At 40.9% G+C, this 18,832-nt stretch carries 16 protein-coding genes, 1 other RNA gene and 1 pseudogene; 11 read left to right on the top strand and 7 right to left on the bottom strand.

What is annotated here, in order from left to right; translation table 11 throughout:
• Positions 1 to 98: 98 nt before the first annotated feature.
• The gene (locus tag J8Z24_RS10655) at positions 99 to 1,310 is read left to right on the top strand and encodes an alpha/beta hydrolase-fold protein (protein ID WP_252094658.1); all 1,212 of its coding nucleotides are present in this window, start codon (positions 99 to 101) and stop codon (positions 1,308 to 1,310) included.
• 161 nt (positions 1,311 to 1,471) lie between these two features.
• On the opposite strand, the gene J8Z24_RS10650 is transcribed toward J8Z24_RS10655, so the two are convergent.
• Genes J8Z24_RS10650 through J8Z24_RS10640 form a run of 3 tightly spaced genes read right to left on the bottom strand, consistent with a single transcriptional unit; the run spans position 1,472 to position 4,407 of the window.
• Positions 1,472 to 2,053 carry a GNAT family N-acetyltransferase gene (locus J8Z24_RS10650; RefSeq protein WP_252094657.1) on the bottom strand — a complete coding sequence of 194 codons (582 nt, stop codon included), beginning with the start codon at positions 2,051 to 2,053 and terminating at the stop codon, positions 1,472 to 1,474.
• 6 nt (positions 2,054 to 2,059) lie between these two features.
• Entirely contained in the window at positions 2,060 to 3,238 is a 1,179-nt protein-coding gene (locus J8Z24_RS10645) for a beta-propeller fold lactonase family protein (protein WP_252094656.1), read from the bottom strand.
• Positions 3,239 to 3,267: 29 nt separating this feature from the next.
• Positions 3,268 to 4,407: a patatin-like phospholipase family protein gene (locus J8Z24_RS10640; RefSeq protein WP_128732249.1), complete on the bottom strand. Its 1,140-nt coding sequence runs from the start codon at positions 4,405 to 4,407 to the stop codon at positions 3,268 to 3,270.
• A 528-nt stretch (positions 4,408 to 4,935) separates the two neighbouring features.
• On the opposite strand from J8Z24_RS10640, the gene J8Z24_RS10635 reads away from it, so the two are divergent.
• A complete protein-coding gene (locus J8Z24_RS10635) occupies positions 4,936 to 5,823 on the top strand; it encodes a DUF3014 domain-containing protein (protein ID WP_252094655.1) in 888 nt (295 codons plus the stop codon).
• A gap of 146 nt (positions 5,824 to 5,969) precedes the next feature.
• Positions 5,970 to 6,066, top strand: an RNA gene (ffs, locus tag J8Z24_RS10630) — signal recognition particle sRNA small type.
• A gap of 265 nt (positions 6,067 to 6,331) precedes the next feature.
• Here the strand turns inward: ffs and J8Z24_RS21895 are convergent.
• A pseudogene (locus J8Z24_RS21895) lies at positions 6,332 to 6,592 on the bottom strand (transposase); the annotation flags it as partial.
• Positions 6,593 to 7,037: 445 nt separating this feature from the next.
• On the opposite strand from J8Z24_RS21895, the gene J8Z24_RS10625 reads away from it, so the two are divergent.
• From J8Z24_RS10625 to J8Z24_RS10605, 4 genes are all read left to right on the top strand, one after another.
• A complete protein-coding gene (locus J8Z24_RS10625) occupies positions 7,038 to 7,514 on the top strand; it encodes a DUF1203 domain-containing protein (protein WP_176032697.1) in 477 nt (158 codons plus the stop codon).
• Positions 7,515 to 8,260: 746 nt separating this feature from the next.
• On the top strand, positions 8,261 to 9,157 hold the full coding sequence (locus tag J8Z24_RS10615; RefSeq protein ID WP_252094654.1) for a hypothetical protein: 897 nt from the start codon (positions 8,261 to 8,263) through the stop codon (positions 9,155 to 9,157).
• 50 nt (positions 9,158 to 9,207) lie between these two features.
• Complete coding sequence (locus tag J8Z24_RS10610; protein ID WP_252094653.1) at positions 9,208 to 9,531, top strand: hypothetical protein; 324 nt, start codon at positions 9,208 to 9,210, stop codon at positions 9,529 to 9,531.
• A 57-nt stretch (positions 9,532 to 9,588) separates the two neighbouring features.
• Positions 9,589 to 9,834, top strand: coding sequence for a hypothetical protein (locus J8Z24_RS10605; RefSeq protein WP_252094652.1), 246 nt, complete (start codon positions 9,589 to 9,591; stop codon positions 9,832 to 9,834).
• A 1,126-nt stretch (positions 9,835 to 10,960) separates the two neighbouring features.
• On the opposite strand, the gene J8Z24_RS10600 is transcribed toward J8Z24_RS10605, so the two are convergent.
• Positions 10,961 to 13,135, bottom strand: coding sequence for a fasciclin domain-containing protein (locus J8Z24_RS10600; protein ID WP_502934629.1), 2,175 nt, complete (start codon positions 13,133 to 13,135; stop codon positions 10,961 to 10,963).
• 296 nt (positions 13,136 to 13,431) lie between these two features.
• Here J8Z24_RS10600 and J8Z24_RS10595 point away from each other — a divergent pair, with 296 nt between their 5' ends.
• Both J8Z24_RS10595 and J8Z24_RS10590 read left to right on the top strand, forming a co-directional pair.
• On the top strand, positions 13,432 to 13,680 hold the full coding sequence (locus J8Z24_RS10595) for a Rho-binding antiterminator (RefSeq protein ID WP_125253083.1): 249 nt from the start codon (positions 13,432 to 13,434) through the stop codon (positions 13,678 to 13,680).
• 84 nt (positions 13,681 to 13,764) lie between these two features.
• Positions 13,765 to 14,277: a GNAT family N-acetyltransferase gene (locus J8Z24_RS10590; RefSeq protein ID WP_176032695.1), complete on the top strand. Its 513-nt coding sequence runs from the start codon at positions 13,765 to 13,767 to the stop codon at positions 14,275 to 14,277.
• Positions 14,278 to 14,499: 222 nt separating this feature from the next.
• Here the strand turns inward: J8Z24_RS10590 and J8Z24_RS10585 are convergent, their stop codons facing one another.
• Positions 14,500 to 14,961: a GNAT family N-acetyltransferase gene (locus J8Z24_RS10585; RefSeq protein WP_125253081.1), complete on the bottom strand. Its 462-nt coding sequence runs from the start codon at positions 14,959 to 14,961 to the stop codon at positions 14,500 to 14,502.
• A 488-nt stretch (positions 14,962 to 15,449) separates the two neighbouring features.
• Between J8Z24_RS10585 and J8Z24_RS10580 the strand changes: the two genes are divergently transcribed.
• On the top strand, positions 15,450 to 16,460 hold the full coding sequence (locus J8Z24_RS10580) for a ribonuclease T2 family protein (RefSeq protein ID WP_252094650.1): 1,011 nt from the start codon (positions 15,450 to 15,452) through the stop codon (positions 16,458 to 16,460).
• Positions 16,461 to 16,841: 381 nt separating this feature from the next.
• On the opposite strand, the gene J8Z24_RS10575 is transcribed toward J8Z24_RS10580, so the two are convergent.
• The gene (locus tag J8Z24_RS10575; protein ID WP_128731254.1) at positions 16,842 to 17,225 is read right to left on the bottom strand and encodes a hypothetical protein; all 384 of its coding nucleotides are present in this window, start codon (positions 17,223 to 17,225) and stop codon (positions 16,842 to 16,844) included.
• Positions 17,226 to 18,455: 1,230 nt separating this feature from the next.
• On the opposite strand from J8Z24_RS10575, the gene J8Z24_RS10570 reads away from it, so the two are divergent.
• Positions 18,456 to 18,815 carry a GFA family protein gene (locus J8Z24_RS10570; RefSeq protein ID WP_252094649.1) on the top strand — a complete coding sequence of 120 codons (360 nt, stop codon included), beginning with the start codon at positions 18,456 to 18,458 and terminating at the stop codon, positions 18,813 to 18,815.
• Positions 18,816 to 18,832 lie beyond the last annotated feature (17 nt).

Raw genomic sequence — 18,832 nt, 5'->3', positions numbered from 1 at the left:
AGCAAATTATCAGCGAAAAATCAGCAAACTTTGTTGTTTTCCCGCACTGTTTTTTCCTAATGTAACACACTGATAAAAATAAACTAAAAAGGAAAGTCATGCGTTTTATTATTTTTCTAGTGATAATGCTAGTTGCGACATCAAGTAAGGTGTATGGACAAACGTTAAAACAACAACCTATCACGATAGGGTTGGAAGTCTCTTTTGCATCTGAGATATTAAAAGAAAATCGAGAGGTCATGATTTACACACCAAATGACTACGACCCAAAGAAGCAATATCAAGTGTTGTACTTACTCGATGCGGAATTCTTTTTTATCCAAACCGTGGGTACTGTGGAATCTTTAGTTAGCACTGGTAAAATACCAGCTACCATAATTGTTGGACTAAAAACAACGGTAAGAACAAGAGACTACTTACCATCAATTAACGGTGAACCGAAAAGTAGCAGACAGCGTTGGATTAAGGAAAAGTTTCCTCAATTTGGTAAAACGACCGAATTTACAAATTTCTTAACTCAAGAGCTCTTTCCTTTCATTGAATCGCGATATTCACTCAAGCCTAATCGTACTTTAGTGGGGTATTCCAATGGCGGGATTTACGGATTACACACCTTTTTAAGCAAGCCAGATGTCTTTACCAATTATCTGCTTATCAGTCCGCCAGGTTGGTGGGGAGAGGAAGAGCTTGACCTGCAGTTTCAAGCTCTGAGCAACTCAGGTCATGATCTTAGCCGCAACTTGTACCTCAGCATTGCGGGGGAAGGTGGTGACTTTTACACTAACGGTATGCGAGTTGCGTCTAACCTTAAAGCACTTCGCTCAACAGATGTAAAATGGCAATTTAGCCTCAAAGAATCGGAAACGCATCAAACTACATTTTATCCGAGCCTATATGAAGGGCTAACGCAGCTTTTTGATGACTTCTATTTTGAGCTCAATGAAGAATCTGGAAAATATGCACAGATTTCTGATATTGAAGATTACTACCTAAAACTTTCCAAGCGCTATGAGTTTGCGGTGTTAGCGCCAGAGTCTATATATAAAGCACTTGCTGACGCACAAACCAGTCATAAGCGTCTAGACGCTGCACTTGTGACTTTAACGGCATTTGTCACGCGTTATCCTGACTCATCTTATGCCCATGCAAGCCTTGGCCATGGGTATTTGGAGATCAAATCTTATAATAAAGCTTTGGAGAGTTTTAATCACGCCTTGCAGCTTGCTAAAACACAGCAAGTCGATGACCCAACTGTATACGATTACTTTGAAAGTATGATAGCCCAAGCGAAAAGTAAAATCGTACAGTAAGCTACACCTCAGCTTGTAAAGCTGTTTCTACTAAACGCAGTAGGAACAGCTTTACCCTGCGATCTTGTGTGTTCTTCTGTTTTCACAGCTCGGCGCATAAAGCGCCTCCTACAACACGAAGTGGGAGCTGGTTTTCGCCGCGATCTTTATGCTTTTTCGAGTTACTTGTCGAGTTTACTCAATAAATGCTGCTTAACGGTGGGCCATTCTGAGGCGATAATCGAATACACTACGGTGTCTCTTAACTCACCATTTCTACCAATTTGGTGGCTGCGTAAGATACCATCTAGCTTAGCACCAAGGCGCTCAATAGCACTTCGAGAAGCGTGATTAAAAAAGTGGGTTCTAAACTCGACTGCAATGGCATCAAAATCTTCAAAAAGCTGCTGTAACAGCAAAAGTTTACACTCCGTATTTACCGCCGTTCGACGCACTTTATCGCTGTACCAAGTATAGCCCAGCATGGCGCGGCGATTAGCGATATCTGCATTGTAATAGCGGGTGGTTCCTACGATTTCGTTGCTGCTATTTAGCTTCACCGCGTAGGCAAGATTACCTTCAGGTGCTTGACTTATCGCTGTGTTAACATAGCCTTCCATATCTTGTGGCGTGGGGACATTAGCATACCAAAGCTTCCACGCTTCACCGTCTTGTACAGCCCGCTCCAGCGCATCAATATGTGTTGTTGATAATGGTTCAAGGGTGACGTGGTGTCCTATCAGGGGTTTATTAGTTGGCCACATGCGTTACTACTTCCTTATTTTGAGTATTTTGATGGTATCTTGTTTTGCAAGAGGTACAGCTAAGAGATTTGTTTTAGCCATAAAAGCCAAGGCTGATATATTGGCTAAGGGATTGGTCAAATCATCAAAATTTTCGATATGTGTGAGCTTGCCCGTCGCGCTAACGCTAAACACAGCAATGCCAGAGCTACTTTCAGAGGCTGCGTACAATCTTTTGCCATCAGCATCAAGTAACATGGTAGATACGCCATTTAGAGGCTTGCCTACTTGGCTTGCATCAATGGTTTGGAGCAAATGGTATTGACCGTTTTGTTGACGCTCAAATACTAAAATGCTGCTACTGCCTGCTGCTGCAACATAAAAAATAGTAAAGTTTGGGCTTGATGCCAAGGCTTGTGGTTTACTGAGGGCGCGCAGGTTACTGTCGTTTTTAACGATGCGCTGCTTCATCGCATAAGTGCCGTTGGTTTGATGCCACAGCGTAATGACATCACCTTCGTACCCTGCAACGATAAGCTCATCAACCTTTTTATTTATTAACACATCTACAGGCCCACCCATATCAGTCTGCTCAGTGCCATCGATAGGGCCGAGCCACGTCACTCTGTTTGCTGAGGTTATCTTAAAAGCAGTGACTGTATTACTTTTATAACTTGGGATAAAGGCGTCGTTTTTGTCATCACTTAAGCTAATTTTCCAAGGTGCAAATAAGCCCAGGGTGTCTTGGGCAGAGGTGTTCTTGGTCGGATCAAACACCACTTTGTAAGACACTTCATCAGAAAAGCTTTGCACAAGGTTAAACTTACCCGCGTTATCTTTTGCAAACACATTCAAGGCGCCATCGTAAAAGCTAGTGTTAAGAATGAGGTTGCTATTTACAAATACCGCATCAGATGCGCCAGTAAGTAATAGTGGCTGAGTATCGCTCGATTGAAAGTGTTGATCTTGGAACAAGAGCCCATTTTCGTTGAGTGCAAATGTAACCAATGCGTTGTCATCGCCACTGACTGCAACAGCCTGCGTACCTTGAAGGTTAAAACGCAGCGTTCTAGGGTTATCTAAGCCACTAAACCCTGCTGTGTTATTTTGGATGGTCTGAACCACATCGAATGTATTGCTAATCGCGCTAAATGGCATGGCTCCGAGTGCGATAAATGCAAATGCGCTTATTGCAAATTTATACATTTTACTACCTGTTTTTATTATTTTAAATCTTACTGGAGTTCCAAAAATGTTCTGATTTCATCCAAACGATTCATGCCGTCTTCAAACCCAAGCTCAATAAGTTTTTGGGTGTATGTTCTCTCAAAAAGCAAGTAACTTGTTAAACTCGACGGTGAGTGTTTTTTAACCCCCATAGTCCTGAGCAATAGCTTTATGGCCAATGGCATATCATCATAATAATGATCAGCGACTTCGCTAAAGTTGAGCTTAGGGTTGATTATCATGTGATCGATCCGTTTGAGCTCTTTATGCTTTTCTCGTGCTGGCAACAGGCTCACAGTTCGGTTGACTCGTTCTAGCCGCTCAATATCTGAGTTTAAGGTATCGCTAAATACGCTATCGAGGAGATGACCCGCAACCACAGACATTCCAGGGAAATGCGGCTCGTACCCAAGCGGCTGAGGCAGTTTAGGCTGTTCTACGCCAATCACAAAGATTTTATCTGCCCCCAAGTGAATTGCGGGACTTAATGGAGAAAGTTGGTGAATAGAACCATCGCCATAATAATGGTGTTTAACCCTAACACTTGGGAATACCATAGGTATGGCTGAGCTTGCCATGAGCAGATCTAGAGATATATTGCCAGGCACACCAACTCGTTTTGAGCGTTGCCAAGGAGTGGCATTGTTTGCCTGATAAAACGCTACGGACTTACCAGTTGAATAGCTTGAAACTGTAATTGCGACGGCGTCAAGAAAACGGCGATGTAGATTATGGTCAATGCGATTTAAATCAAGTACATTTGCCAGCAGTTTTCGAAGCGGTGAATTGTTTAGTAAGCTTGCTGGTGGCTGATTAAGATATTGTGCTTGAAAGCTACGTAGCATGTTTACTAATAAGTGACCATACGCACCTGAAAATGAACTTTTATAGACCATATCTGTGCTGAAGTTTTTCCAGATATACTCTACTTTCTTTACGGCTAAATGAAAGCAAGAGGCATAGCATGCAATACCTGCCGAGTTTATCGCACCTGCCGAGGTGCCCGTAATGATGTCAAATGGCAAAGGGGAGGTGCGAGGCATACTTTGTGCTAATGCTTTGAGTACGCCTACTTGATACGCGGCTCTTGCACCACCTCCGGTCAGAAGTAAGGCAATTTTTTTATCACTCGTTCTGTGCTTTCTCAAAAGAGGCTATCCTGCTGTTCAAATTGGTCTTTTTATGCGTTATTTATCTTTGTTGATGTTGTAATGCGATAGATACAAAGAGTTGATAACTCCAGTAAATACGTTATTTTTAGTAATAAAGTGCCACTGTGTCCTTAAGTCGCCTGTAGATTGTATTATTTATTCTAGTTGAACCAAGCTAAAACCCAAGTTGTCTGAAACACTCGCTCCCAGATTATTATTTTGAAGGTAAAGCACTAAAACGCTAAGGTGGCACAAACAAATTTTAACAAACTAGCGCGTTAATTTGGTCGCTAATTGGCGCGATTTTGTATTTAATGAAGTGACGATTTAGTTTAACTTCAATGTACTGAACTTAAGTTCGGTGCTCAAGTATTTTTATTAAGATCAAATGTTTGAACAAGGTGTAGTCAGAGTTTGCACCACAACGCATTTTTTTAGGGTTTCAGCGCGCATTAAGTTATTAGTCAAGTATTTGGTGATAGTTTTACATTAACGCGTATCAACAATGACGAAGAGGGAGTCCCCATGTCAGAGAATCATCGAGAAGGCAACAAAAAACCTTCTAACAGCCAATTACTGTTTGCCGCAGTAGTTGTACTAGCATTAATTATTGTGGCTGTTTTTGTGCTCGCACAAAAAGATACTCCGCCATCGGAAAATCAAAAGGTTAAACAGGATATTGTGGTACCAGAACCAGCACAAACGTCAGTTGTGAATACTGCAACAGAAGTCGAACCAGAAGTGTTGGTAGAGCCCGAGGCTGAGCGCGAAATACCAGACACTCGTGAGCCAGAAACACCTGCACCCACCGCAATCGCGGAGCCTGAAGCACCAGTTTTACCGTCGTTATCACAAAGCGATACAGAAATAAAAGCAGCCGTTGCTAATTTTATGTCAAATCAAGCGGTCAAGTTATTAGCTGATGATGATGTAATTCGTCGCACTGTGGTGTATGTGGATAATTTAGCTAAAGGAAAAATTGCAGAAAAACATTCACCAGTAGTAAAACCACAAGATAACTTTAGTGTGATAGATGACGATATAATTATCACAGATCCAAATAGTTATGAGCGTTACACCCCTTACGTTGCAATGTTTGACACGATGAGCACAGCACAGGTTGTAAGATTATATGACCAATACAAACCATTGTTTGAAGAAGCATACGAAGAAATTGGCTATGAAGGGAATGAGTTTAATGGCACCTTAGCGGATGCCATCGACGAGCTACTTGCAACACCTATTCCGGATACTGCCTTACCGCTCATTAAAGAGTCGGTGACCTATAAATATGCCTACGCAGAATGGGAGCAGCTGTCGGCTGCGCAAAAGCAGTTTTTACGAATGGGTCCAGAAAATATGAAAAAAGTGAAAAAGCGCTTGGAAGAAATCAAAAGCGCGTTGAACAAATAATCAAATATCCTCTTAACAAACATAAAAGCGTGGATAACTGTTTAAACATCACTCAGTTAACCACGCTTTTTGACTTTTCCCTTGCATCCTTTTGTAATCTTCGAGATAATGCAAACCGCGCCAAACAAGGCCCTCAATGGTAGTCTTATTGGTCCTCTCGCAACAATAGTTCGTGAACCTGGTCAGGTCCGGAAGGAAGCAGCCACAGCGGATGACTTGTGTGCCGGGATGTGGCTGGTAAGACTGCCACCCAAATTTCCTCATTGTTGTTTGAAGTGTAAGTCTTATTAATAGCACTCAAAAGTATACTAAAACATACTAATTCCTATCTTTTTAAATTTAAAAACTAAATCAAATAAAACACTCATTCTGTGCTCGTTAGATCAATAACACTTTATTAGCGTGTTCCCGTAGATTGGAAAAGTCGTGGGCGCTTTCCAACAGAGTTACGAAAACGCGCTGCGAATGCAACAGTAAGAAAATTCTAGAATGGAGGATGTGAGTTTTGCTAAGCCAGCAGGCGCTCGCAGTTTGTTAGATTCGTTCGCCGCCGCTTTTGAAGTGCTTCGCAGTAAGTGGTTGTTGTTCGCTATCGGCCAACTGCACCGTGAAAATTGCGTAGTAAGTTTTATCCAGTTTCTGGCTCTATATTTAATCGAGAGTGTATGGGTTGTGCTTCGTTGATATAGCCATATTTATCGGCCCGAATACATTGGCCTGTGAGTCCAACCAATTCAATATAGGATTTGAGCTCAAATAGCAGACCCTTATGCAAAAGGCATGACGAACTAGGTTATCTTAGAAACCTTTAAAGAGATATACTCAAGTTTTATGATGTGCAGACTTGGATCAATTCATTAACTGCTCCCCAATGATTTCAGTTATTCAGCTTAGGCAATATGAGTAGTATATTTAGCATATTTTTGTCTAGTCATGGGGGCTTGGCACATGGCTAAAGAAGAGCGCCCATAATAAGTCCCACTTTGATCAATTTGCTTGTGCATATTTATATTTCTGGGTGTTTTTCATGTATCATGGTTGTGCGATAGTCGACACACTTTTACTTTTCTGATTTGATGACACCTGATTAAGTTATTGTTATGGTTGACAGTAATAGAGTGGGTGTATGAGTAGCCGTTGTTATGCGGCGGGGAATACGCTATTGTTATGCGACATTTTTCGTCGATAAAAATGTCAGCCATTGAGGGAGTCAAATGAAGTATAAAATAGTACCTGTAAGATCGGATTTCTTAGATAAAGTTAGAAATGTAGGTATAGACGATCAAAACCAGCCTGTAGAAGTATTGGAAGCTAAAGGTGGTGAACCATGTCGAGATGTGCTTCGTGGTGCAAAGGCTGGTGAGAAACTAATATTGGCCAGTTATTGTCCTTTCACTAAAACAGGCCCGTATAAAGAGTATGGGCCCATTTTTGTGTTGGCTAACTCAAATAGTCAGGAATTTGATGTTAATAAACTGCCATTGCCAAATGGGTCAGCAACCGATTATTTAGGTCACACATTTGTATTAAAAGCATACTGTGAAAACGAGCGTATATTAGACGCAAAATTGACATCACCAGAACATGCAGAAACAGATCTTGAGGGATTTTTAACCAATAAAAAGGTCAGCTTTGTAATTGCAAGATATGCAGCCTATGGTTGTTACAGTTTTAGAGTTGAACGTGTTTAATAGATATTAAAGCGTTAGCTGCCTTTCCATGATGCTGTTGGTCGAGAGCGAGTACTCACCGCTTATTGTGAAACCCTTAAAAGACGAAGGCGCACAAATCTAGCAAATTGTGAACATTTGCTGGCTTAACCAAATAGATTCTTTAGCGATAACCCTCAAGCTGCGTTAACCACAGTACCTTTATGGTGTGCGACACACTGGCTTTAGTGTCAGGAGGTACTTAAATGCCAGCAAGAACCTTATTTTCTTAAGCACTTTTGATACGAGTAATGAATAATTCTTTGTAATTCTAACGAGAGACTACCATAACTTGGTGAGTAGGTAACAGTGGGTGTCATCTTTGTTCCCTGATGCCCAGGCATAAAGCCAAAGGTAATCGCACCAAGCAATTGCCTCAAGAAGTGCATGACCTAATCAATGAATACCTACGCACGCATAGGGTGGTGAGGTATCAAAAGGTCTATGACCAGTTTCTTGAGCAACTTGATACGCTTAACGCTAAAAGGCGAGAGGTTGGTCTAGTTGAGCTAAAACCATGCAGTTATAGATGGATAGTGAATAGGCTTCAAAATAGATAGCGAAACAACAGGTTTAGCAACTATTTACGAGTTTTTAATTTAGTAAAAGTCGAGAACCTAATCTTTTGTTTCGGGGTCGCCAGTGCTAAAGAGATTGGAATCGCGAATAATGAACTAGTAACAGCTAAAGTGCTAGCGTGAGCATCAAGGTAATTTCATAGGAAAGGTATGAATAATTTCGATAAGATTTACTTCAAAAGCAAAGCAGTAGGAAGGTTGTCATCACAGAGTTTGAATGAGCTCAAATCTACTCTCACTGAAATTGAGAGTAGAAAGAGTAAACTCGAAAGTGAAATCAAAGCCACAAACGAACAGCTTAAAAAACAGGAGTCGGAGCTTTCGTGGATTAATTGGTTTCCTCTAAAACTTTTTTTTCAAAGTAAGATCGAATCAAAAAAACAAGCCATAGCAAAAACTAGCGAGGTTCTAAGGAAAAAAGAACAAGATTATGAAAATCACACGTTGGGGCTTGAAGTTGAGCTGACTGACCAGCTTGAAGCCGCTTTTGGTACTCTTGATGATAGGTTCTCAGAGGTTCTTAACATAAAGAAAGTATGGGATATTACAACATCGCAGTCGATAGATCGTGTTGCAGAAAGAACGGTTGCAAACAATGTCATTGAGCGCAAAGAGATCAGTTTAAAGAGAACAAGCAACAGCAAAATACAATGTGACTACAAAGCACTCCATTTAGAAAATGCTAACGGTGGTGATTTGCATATTTTTCCTCAGTTTCTCTTTGTCGATAGCGGCGATGACTTCGCTCTGATTGATTTACTTGACGTTGATGTAGAATTTACTCTGACAAATTTTATAGAAAGTGAATCCGTACCTAGTGATGCTGAAGTAGTTGATCATACTTGGGCAATGTCAAATAAAGATGGCAGCAGAGATAAACGTTATACAGACAACTATCAAATTCCTGTTGTTCAGTATGGAGAACTTCACCTTAGCTCAAAGTCAGGGCTTAATGAGGTGTACATGCTGAGCCATCCTGAATCGGCATTTAATTTCAAAGAAATGTTTGACGAATATAAGCAGGTTTTAGCAAGTGCGGGAAACTAATAATCGTGCGGGCTATGGGAGTAATTTGTAAGCACCAAAGGAGAGTTTCAGTGTACTACGAAAAAATTGGAGGTTTTGAGGTTAAAGCTTTCTTTGATTCTGATAAAGGGCAGTTAGTTCACAAAGTGACGTACCGTAGAAAACTTCTTAAAACCCGACTCCTAGGTGATAGATTATCTCAAAGCTATATTGGCCATAAGTTGATCATTGCTGATTTGGCAAGTGTGTTGAGTTGGGGAAACATTGCTATGACTTTGCTTGATAGAAAGGTTCAACCACCTGAAAATAACCCAATCCTGCACAGTTTATTTGTGTCAATGCTCACGACTTACTGGAAGTGTTTCGCCGATACAAAAGGGCGACATGGAGTTTAGTTAAATAGGAAGCTTGTACCTAAGCAATACATTGTTGTTCATGATGAGTTACGAAGAATGAGGCATAATCTTGCGGCTCATAGTGGTGATGACCCATTTGAAAATGGCTATGTCCTTTACGTAGAAGATGTGGATGGTAAAAGTAGATTTGAACCATTTGTTTTGCCAGTTCATTGGAAAGCTTATGGAGCAGATAAAAAGATGATAAAAAATATAACTGAACTCTCGAAGCAGCTTATTGATGTGTTGGAAGGAAAGCAAGAAAAGCTACTTAAAAGAATTATGGATAGCGTGGATAAATAATAATTGAAGCTCTTGAGTTGGAGAAAGTGATGGTGACTAAATACTTTTCCGTTTGAAGGGGGGAGCAGCTTACAACTATCGGTGCTACTTTTCTCGTTTCTTACCTTTATCATCGCTATATCGACTCTGAGCATGATAACTGGACGAAAATTAAAACAAAAGAATCTAGAATTAGTGTTATAAAAAGAAATGGCATCACCATAAGACTTGGCTTAGGCATATTGAAAACATGAAGGCTGCTAACCTTAATCGTAATACTCTGGGTTTGCATGGCCCTGAAATTTTAGAAATGACTAAAGCTATAAAGAGTGTTTAGGGTAACGCGGTAAGTCACATTGTTTCTGAGCAAATTCATAATTTCTGTCGGATGGCGGCGCTGCGCGCCTTATGCCGACCTACATCAAAGGTAGGTTAAGCGAAGGCGCCACCCAGCAGGCTTTCAGATTCATGTCTTGAAGTCGTTTGTAGTGGCACGAAGCGCGTCAAGTTGATCAATACAAATGAATCGTTATGTTTTTGACTTTTCCTTTTGGGTTACTAATTTTTTACCACCACATCATATTGTTTTAGATATTTATTGTATATTTAGTACACTTTCTACTATAAATTTGTAAGTCACTGCAAACTCCAATTATGACGTTTGTAGTGTAAGTCTTATTGATAGTCCTTAAAACACACTAATCTTTACTAATTCCCTTATAAATCCAATTTAAAACTAATCCTTAGTTCATTAGGTCAATAGCACTTTTTATACAAATCTACAAAAGCCCATGTGCATTAGATGCTTGTAACAGAGCAAGGCAAAGTTGGGTGTGTATGACTGTGATATCAATTAGCATCAATACTTGTTCAATTGAAAGGAGTAAACCTGACGCTCACTTCGTTATAGATTTCTTATTTAGAGCAACAAAATAGCAAAATTTTGTCTGCCTACGTGGGGTGTAGTTACTTTGGCTATAGCTGGATGCTGTGGCGGTGTTATAGATGAGATTTTCTCGCCTCAAATTTGACCGCTTTATTAAGGTAAATGATATGACACGCGCGTCGAGGAAAGTGAAGGCTGCCTCACAAAAAAGGTACGGCTGATGCCGTACCTAAGGTCGTCAGGAAATAATACTTAACTTGCTTAATCTACGTTGGTTATAACCGTATCGATTAAATGCACCACGCCATTGGCGGTGTATATGTCTTTTTGGGTAACGTTGCTACCTTCTGTCTGCAAACCAGACGTAGGAAGTGTGACTTGCCACCAAATATTGTTCACTCCATTACCATTGTTTTGACCTTGCTCGGTGTCACCACTAAAAAAGTACAGCGGACGGCCTAAATACGCTGCTTGCATAGTGCCGTCTTGCCTAGGAATCAAAGATAGTCCTGGGATGTTGCTTATTTGTGCCTCGTTGGCGATGACCGGTGGCCAAGACGTGGCACAGCTGTCGTTACACTGACTTTGATCTGCGGTTAGGTCATTGTCGAAAACATACAAAGTGAAGCCTGCTTTGTTTAGTGCTTTACCCGCAACTAGTCTTTGCCCGCTGATGTCGTAGGCAACTGCATCTGATGCTGTGTTTGCTGAACCTGCAAAGTCGACCACATTAATATCGAGCATGTTACCTGCTAGCGTTTCCACTTGTTTACCATTTAGTTTTAACGCCGTGGTTGCCGACGCTTCAATCCCTAGAACGTGCTGTGTAAGTACGTTCGTAAGTGCTGGCACATCTGCAAGCAGTGCGTTTAAAGTGGTTGCTGGGATCTTCTCAAAGGCACGGTTGGTTGGTGCAAATACCGTGAATGTTTTGCTGGTGTCAGATAGCGTATCGACGAGATCGGCAGCCGTTAGCGCAGTCACAAGCGTAGATAAAGTGTCAGTTTCCACTGCAACATCTACTATCGTTTTGGTGGCTTGTGTTTTATCAGCAGGTGGCATGATGACTTTATCTAATACGTGTATAACACCATTATCAGCACTGACATTGGCCGTTCTTATAACAGCGTCATCAATGAATAGCTTGCTGTTTACGGTGCTCAACGCCGCGTTATCTGAATTAGCCATGGTTACCATATTAGTGTCCGAGGAGGCTACGGCAGCCGCTGCATCAGACATAATACTTTGTCCAGTTACGACGTGATATAACAAGATATCAGAAAGCTTTTGTGGATCTGCGGCGAGCGCATCCAGAGTTTCCTGCCCAAGTGCCGCAAACGCTGCATCTGTTGGTGCGAATACAGTAAACTTAGTGGTGGGATCCGCAAGCGTCTGATCCAGTCCTGTAGTGCCAAGTAAGCTTACCAGTGTGTTGAACGACCCTGCGTTTTGTGCAACTACGGGGATCAATCCAAGAGACTCTGGAACAGCAATATCTGCGACCACAACGGCGTCCAATACATGGATCACACCGTTTGACGCCTTGATGTCTGTTTGCGTAACGGTTACACCTGCATATTTGAGCGTATCACTAGCAGCGTCTATGGTTACAAGTAGCTGGTTGTTTAACAGTGTTGTTGCACGCTCGCCGTTAAGTGACATTGCCGTGACTGAATCAACACTGCCAGGGAGGATATGCTGCTTTAAAATATCACCAAGCACCTCTGGATTTGCCAACAGCGTGTTTATCGTATCTGTGCCAAGGGCTGCAAATGCTGCGTCTGTTGGTGCAAAAACAGTAAGCGGGTCAGAGCCGGTGAGTGCACTGGTCAGCCCTGCGGTTTCAACTGCTTTAAGTAAAGTTGTGAAAGTTCCCGCATTGGTAGCAATCTCAGCAATATTTTGAGTTGATGCTATGTCAGCTGGTGGCATTAGTACGGCATCAATCACGTGAATAATCCCGTTATCGGTTATTATGTCTGTTTGCGTAACCGTTGCTGTATTCACTAATAACGTATCCCCGCTGAGCGAGAGCGCTATTTTGGCACCATTTACAGTTTCAGCTGTTTGGCCGGCCAGCGACAGTGCAGCTTCAGCATTCACCTCTGCGCCTATCACATGATACGTCAAAATGCCGCTTAGCGTGTCAGTATCTGCCAGTAAACCGTTGATGGTTTCCGCTCCGAGCACGTCAAAAGCGGCGTCGGTTGGTGCAAACACCGTGTATTTATTATCAGTATTGTCTAGTGTCGCATCAAGGCCTGTTGCTTCTAATGCTGCTACTAATGTAGTAAATGAGCCTGCTGCTTTTGCAGCGTCATAGATTGAAGTTTCGGTAGGTTCTGGTGCGGGCGTTATAACAGGGTCATCGTCACTAGAACATGCCACGAGTGTGCTAAACGAAGCCACAAGAGCGAGCTTTACAATGATATTCACGGTCATCTCCGTTGGGTGGTTAGTTTTTCGGCAATACGCTGAGGGGGAAAGTTAAGATCAAAGATTTTTTAATAGCACGTTTATGAACTGTTACGGTAATAACGCTGAAGCAACCTCAACTTGTTCATGCTAAGGTTGTCTGAGTAAGCTTGGTACTAACTGCGATAGTCGCTTTTTGTGTGTCTGAAAATCATGCAATAAAACGCTAAAAGTTATTGCAATAAAGTCGCCAATAGGACGGTATATTATCATTGATTAATATATACTTTGGTCGGCTAATGGGGTGAGTAAAAGAGATGATCAGCTGCGACAAACATGATTATATAGAAATGGTTTGTGTATTTAATTACATGGTAAAACTGACGTTGAAGACGGGAGAAGTGATAGAAGGTCAAGCCATTGATACTGCGAGAAACACGGCTGGTGAAGAGTGTATAAAACTACATGTAGGAAATGAGCCGCTATTGGTATGTTTAGAGCTAGTAAACAGATTAGAGGCTATAACTAAAAACCCTCATTTTAATGAAGTGTATTTAAGCGAATGACCCTGCAATTTTGATTCAGTAATCACTCAACCGCAATAGTACTTTTTCAACAATCGAGCGAACAAGCAAAAAAACGAGGATGTGATGACACTATCATTTCAAACTATGCGGCTAGAAGTTAATGAGATTGACAATTCGGCTTCAACAGCGCAAATACAACAGCTGATAGCAAAGATACCCTATATTTTGACCGCTGATGTAGTAACACACCTGCCTGCTTATTTTCATCATATTGACTCGGCAAGTAAGGCTGAACAATGGTTAACTAGGATGTGTTCTGAAAGTCGTTTGTTGCAAATTACGTTAAAAGATAAAGAAACCATTGGATTTTTGTTCGCTAATACTGAAAATGAAATTAACACGCATATTGGTTATGTGATAGCACAGCAGCATTGGGGTAAAGGTTATGCCAGTGAATTACTTCAAGGCTTTATTCATACCGCAAATACAATAGGCTCTTGGCACAAGCTCATTGCGGGTGTAGACAAATCAAACTTTGTTTCTGTTCATTTATTAAAAAAGCAAGGGTTTTCAGAGCAAGGCTGTGCAAACGGCAATATGTACTTTTTTGAATATGCACTGTCCAAAGCCGATTAGCCTTAATACTTGCTCAATTTGAAGGAGCTAATCTGACGCTAACTGCGTTAAAAGTTTCTTATTTAGAGCAACTCAACTAAATAGCAAAATTTTTGCCTTGCCTACATGTCGACTCAAAATCACAAGCGTGACGACAAGGTATTATCACAAATAGTCTTACTGGAAGCTTTATAGCAGTAGGTGTAGGGAAGTGCTCAAAGCGTATGACTCCAAACACTGTTCTTAGCAAATAGGGGGGAGCTTGGCTGCGGGTTCTCTTTTCATGTGTAAAATTGGGAATGGTTTGCCCATATCATCGGTTGGTGAGCGCGATATAATGTTAAAACCTAAATGCTGATAAAAGCCAACAGCCAACGGGTTTTGTTCATTAACATCCACTTGAGTCGCCCCCAGCTGTTCAATGGCATACATGAGCAAAGCTGTGCCGATACCTTGCCCTCTCGCTTTGTCCAAAACAAATAGCATTTCAACTTTACCTTCATGGACACCAATAAACCCCTGAATAGCACCACGTCTGTCTTTCACACAGTGTAATGTCACGTTTGGAAAAGCTTGCTCTAGTATGATGGGCTTAAAAAATGCGATGTCGTCTTCTGTGATGAAGTCATGTGTCGCGCGAACTGAGTTTTCCCAAACCTCCAATAGTGCTTGGTGCTCCTCTGGAATTACATGTTCAACATTCATTTTATTTCCTTATATTTATGGGTCGCGACTTGGAGTCCGTCGCTCGATTACAGCTAAAAAATTTAACAGCTTGAGTTTACCACATACGGCTACAAATGGTCAGGGTGCACGGCGCTATATGCTACCGAAAGCTGAATTTAATAAAGGGTCACGATGCAGCTGAATAACTGTAATGAGTTGTAATTCTTTTATCTAGGTTGCTTTGCTATCTTTTGTAACTAAAGGTTTATTTAATGTGAATTTACTGGTTTTGAGACTGCTCCTAATTTCAGCGCTAGCTTGTATTAATTACATTATGGAGGCTGTAAGCAATTTTGAACCCTTGCCACTAAATAAATCTAGAACTCGCTTATAGCTAGGGAAATGACAAATATTTTCACGACTTTATAACCATCTTAATTGGTGAATAGAGCGCAATACAATCCTAAATTAGGGCGCTAGGCGATCAACCCAAAGCCGTAGACTGAATATAAATGAGAGCTACTTAAATGAAAATGACGATTATATCCACCGCATTGGCCTTAGGGCTAACCTCACATTATGTCGCTGCTACTCCTGCCAAAGGGAGTTTTATCGCAAGCCAGTCATGTGATATGTACCAGTCTAAGCGTAAAGGAACCAACCCCGGTTCACTGGAATCAAGTCCAGGAGAAACGTACCCTATTATTGAAGTCGATGCCCAAGAGGCGCATCAAGTAAATTGGGTAAGAGTGAAGACAACATATAACCCTTCACCTGATCGCTGGGTGTCGGCCAGTTGTGGAGATTTAAGTAAATTAGTCGTAGATAGCCGAGGAGGGGGGCGTCAAGGTGGCGATCCACAGTGTCATTACCCGGGTATTTTTGACTCACATGTATTGGCCATTAGTTGGCAACCAGCATTTTGTGAGTTTACCGGTCGTAATAAACCTGAGTGTAAGTCATTGACACCAAATCGATGGGATGCGTCTCATTTTACTTTGCACGGTTATTGGCCTAACAAAAAGTCATGTGGCAGAAACTACGGTAGCTGTGGCCGAGTGAAAACCAAGCCCGCTACATTCTGTGATTATCCAGCGCTGGATTTGGCAGCCGATGTTAGAGCGAGATTAGGCAAGGTGATGCCCAGTGAAGCCAGCGGTACTTGTTTGCAACGACACGAGTGGTGGAAACATGGTACTTGCTCTGGATTAAGTGAGGATAATTACTTTACGTTGGCGATGAATTTATTGCAGCAGGTGAATGAGTCGGGCTTTGTGAGTGACTATATTGATCAAAACATTGGCAAGCAAACTGACCGTAGTGCCTTTCAAGCCGCGTTTGATAAAGAGTTTGGTGAAGGTAGTTATTACCGCGTAGCACTGCAATGTAAACAAGGTATTTTAACTGAGCTACAAATTGCATTACCCAAAGACGTTACTGACACAGATAAAATGAAAGACCTATTGTCTGCGCCAGGCGTAGTTGGTAACGGGCAGGGGAATTGCCCTGATACTTTTGGTATTGACGCTGTAAACTAAGCGACTCATTGCACATGTAACCTTGCACAACAAGGTTACATGTTTGCTCCTTTCTTAACTGAGCAAGCGAACTATTTAGGGCAGGTGTTAAATTTAGTGAGCATGCGTTTTCAACTTATTATACCCACAGTCAAAAAAATCAACTGAAATAATTCGAGATAGCCATCTAGAGGTTTAATTTTTATTTAACTTTATTTATTTTTAAGATGGTGTTTTTGTATTTCAATTGTAATTTTTAATTTTATAACGTTATTTTTTTGAAAGCTTAGTTTTTATGTATTTATAATTCAATTTTTTAAATTAACGGGGTGGGTGGAATTTAGAAACAAGGGAAGCCCCCTGTTTCTAAATTATAATTGATATAAATAAACTAATTGTTCGTTAGTACACCGTTGTGTAGCTTACCAATACATCTGCTTCTTTATACACAATGATCTCTTGGTTGTAGTTTATATCTATTTTAACTGTCGCATAATCAGTCTGAAGTGAAAAGTCACCACCTGAGCGCATTGAGTACAAGCACTCAGCTTGCGCATATCTATATTCTGCTTGTGTTGGCGGTGCAAAATAGTTAATAACTTGTGTATGGCACTCGTGGAAGCGATAACCAGCATCTAACAGCTGGGTATCGACCGCTTGATACTTTCGACCATATTCCAACACTTCTTGCACACTTGCATAGCCCGGCTCTGAAGGGAGTGGTTCAGCTGAGACATTTGCAATTGTAGCAGTAGCAATAAGTGTGAATAATACGCCAATTTTCATGATTATTTTCCTTTTCTATAGAATAAATAGCCTTTTAGGCTGTTGATGAAATATTTATCTTTTACCGTGCAAATACCAACTTCACCAATCATTTAACTAATTAACAGATTGCTTTTACTTTTTGAGTAAATTTCTAAACTGGAGATGAAAAATTACTTTCCTACCAGTTTTACCTAGTTAATTTGGTTTTATAATTGATGCTGTTGATATGGTTCCTTCACAGCGCTGAGAACGATAATCTATCTGCTCTCTGCTTGGCTATTATTTAACGACTTTATTAAAGGAAAATTTATGATTTAGGTCAAAAATATTAAATCTAGATTTTTAATTGTAATTTTATTGTTTTGGATATAAAAACTTTCTGTTTAAAATTTATCCTGATATGTTTTGTAATAATTTCATTTGCTGGCAAAGTGTGTAAGAAAAAGAACAGCTAAAAGAAGTGGGTAATGTAGCTTTTTCGCCTGAAGTACTCTGAAATAATATATTTGGAGCTTTGCTCTGCATTGTGCTGAAGTTTGCTCTGAGCAGATGTGAGTAAATTAGATGATAATACACTTACCGAAGCTTAGTTATTAAACGTTCAGTCTCATTTAATCGGGCTTTTTGATGAAGCTCAGCCAACACAAAGGGCTTGATGTGTATAAATTCAAGTTTAGATGTAGCATATTGAGTCGACAGGTGTTGATTTCACCATTGTTCTTTTTGGTACTAAAAAGCTCCAATACTCTTGTTTTTTGATATAAATCGCTTTTTTTCACTGCGTTTTTGTATATAGTCGACGCTATTATTACGTCGTCGCAAAAAAGCACTGCCAAACTATGCGATTGTGACTGCTAGTTGTCTCGCGAGTGCAACAGCGGTGGCACTAAACTAATAGTGCAGTAATAAGTGATAGCCCAGCCATTTTGGTTGGGCTTTTTTATTGGAAGGTAGCTCTATGCCTTTGTTTTTAAGCTTTTAACAAAACTAATATGTTCTCAAAATCGAACGGGAGGTTTTTTTGGTTGTTGAAATATTGCGCTCAGAAGCATAAAGCGTTTGGTTAGGTATGCAAATCTGTGCTTTAATTGATCCTTTTTTAGGGTCAATAATTATCGGGCTAAAATTGAGTAAATAAAACGTCCTGTAACAGTAGTTAAAGTGGCACTTTTGCTTCTCACTGAAGGTTGACCCAGCATCCCAGTTAAATTAACTAGTATGCTAATTGTAAAAGGAGGTAATAAAAGGATGGCAGAGCGTTTTGTAGGCGGATGTTTATGTGGGCAGATCCGCTTTACTGCAATAGGAGTACCACATAACCCTCATACATGTTCTTGTAAAATGTGCCAGCGGCATAGCGGTGCGTTAACGCTTGCATGGGTGGAGTTTGCGCGCGATGAAGTAAGTTGGGATGGGGAAGGTGGAATGCCAAAAATCTGGCGCTCGTCACAATACTCATCACGTGCTTTTTGCCCCAACTGTGGCAGTACATTAGGTGCGATTGATGATGCGCCAGTAATTGCCTTGGCATTAGGTGTATTTGATAGTAATAGTCGTCAATCTCTTCAGCCTATATCCCATTCTTACAGTATTAACACATCTACATAACGAAGCGGGAAAAAGTG

The organism is Pseudoalteromonas sp. SCSIO 43201 (assembly GCF_023716725.1).
GTDB classification, from domain to species: domain Bacteria; phylum Pseudomonadota; class Gammaproteobacteria; order Enterobacterales; family Alteromonadaceae; genus Pseudoalteromonas; species Pseudoalteromonas peptidolytica.
Note: the sequence above shows the minus strand (reverse complement) of the source record. Positions and strands in the feature narration are given on the sequence as shown.

Excerpts from the sequence above, each read along its gene's own strand:
- J8Z24_RS10655 (WP_252094658.1), top strand. The coding sequence starts at position 99 with ATGCGTTTTATTATTTTTCTAGTGATAATGCTAGTTGCGACATCAAGT.
- J8Z24_RS10650 (WP_252094657.1), bottom strand. The coding sequence starts at position 2,053 with ATGTGGCCAACTAATAAACCCCTGATAGGACACCACGTCACCCTTGAA.
- J8Z24_RS10645 (WP_252094656.1), bottom strand. The coding sequence starts at position 3,238 with ATGTATAAATTTGCAATAAGCGCATTTGCATTTATCGCACTCGGAGCC.
- J8Z24_RS10635 (WP_252094655.1), top strand. The coding sequence starts at position 4,936 with ATGTCAGAGAATCATCGAGAAGGCAACAAAAAACCTTCTAACAGCCAA.
- J8Z24_RS10625 (WP_176032697.1), top strand. The coding sequence starts at position 7,038 with ATGAAGTATAAAATAGTACCTGTAAGATCGGATTTCTTAGATAAAGTT.
- J8Z24_RS10615 (WP_252094654.1), top strand. The coding sequence starts at position 8,261 with ATGAATAATTTCGATAAGATTTACTTCAAAAGCAAAGCAGTAGGAAGG.
- J8Z24_RS10605 (WP_252094652.1), top strand. The coding sequence starts at position 9,589 with ATGAGGCATAATCTTGCGGCTCATAGTGGTGATGACCCATTTGAAAAT.
- J8Z24_RS10595 (WP_125253083.1), top strand. The coding sequence starts at position 13,432 with ATGATCAGCTGCGACAAACATGATTATATAGAAATGGTTTGTGTATTT.
- J8Z24_RS10590 (WP_176032695.1), top strand. The coding sequence starts at position 13,765 with ATGACACTATCATTTCAAACTATGCGGCTAGAAGTTAATGAGATTGAC.
- J8Z24_RS10585 (WP_125253081.1), bottom strand. The coding sequence starts at position 14,961 with ATGAATGTTGAACATGTAATTCCAGAGGAGCACCAAGCACTATTGGAG.
- J8Z24_RS10580 (WP_252094650.1), top strand. The coding sequence starts at position 15,450 with ATGAAAATGACGATTATATCCACCGCATTGGCCTTAGGGCTAACCTCA.
- J8Z24_RS10575 (WP_128731254.1), bottom strand. The coding sequence starts at position 17,225 with ATGAAAATTGGCGTATTATTCACACTTATTGCTACTGCTACAATTGCA.
- J8Z24_RS10570 (WP_252094649.1), top strand. The coding sequence starts at position 18,456 with ATGGCAGAGCGTTTTGTAGGCGGATGTTTATGTGGGCAGATCCGCTTT.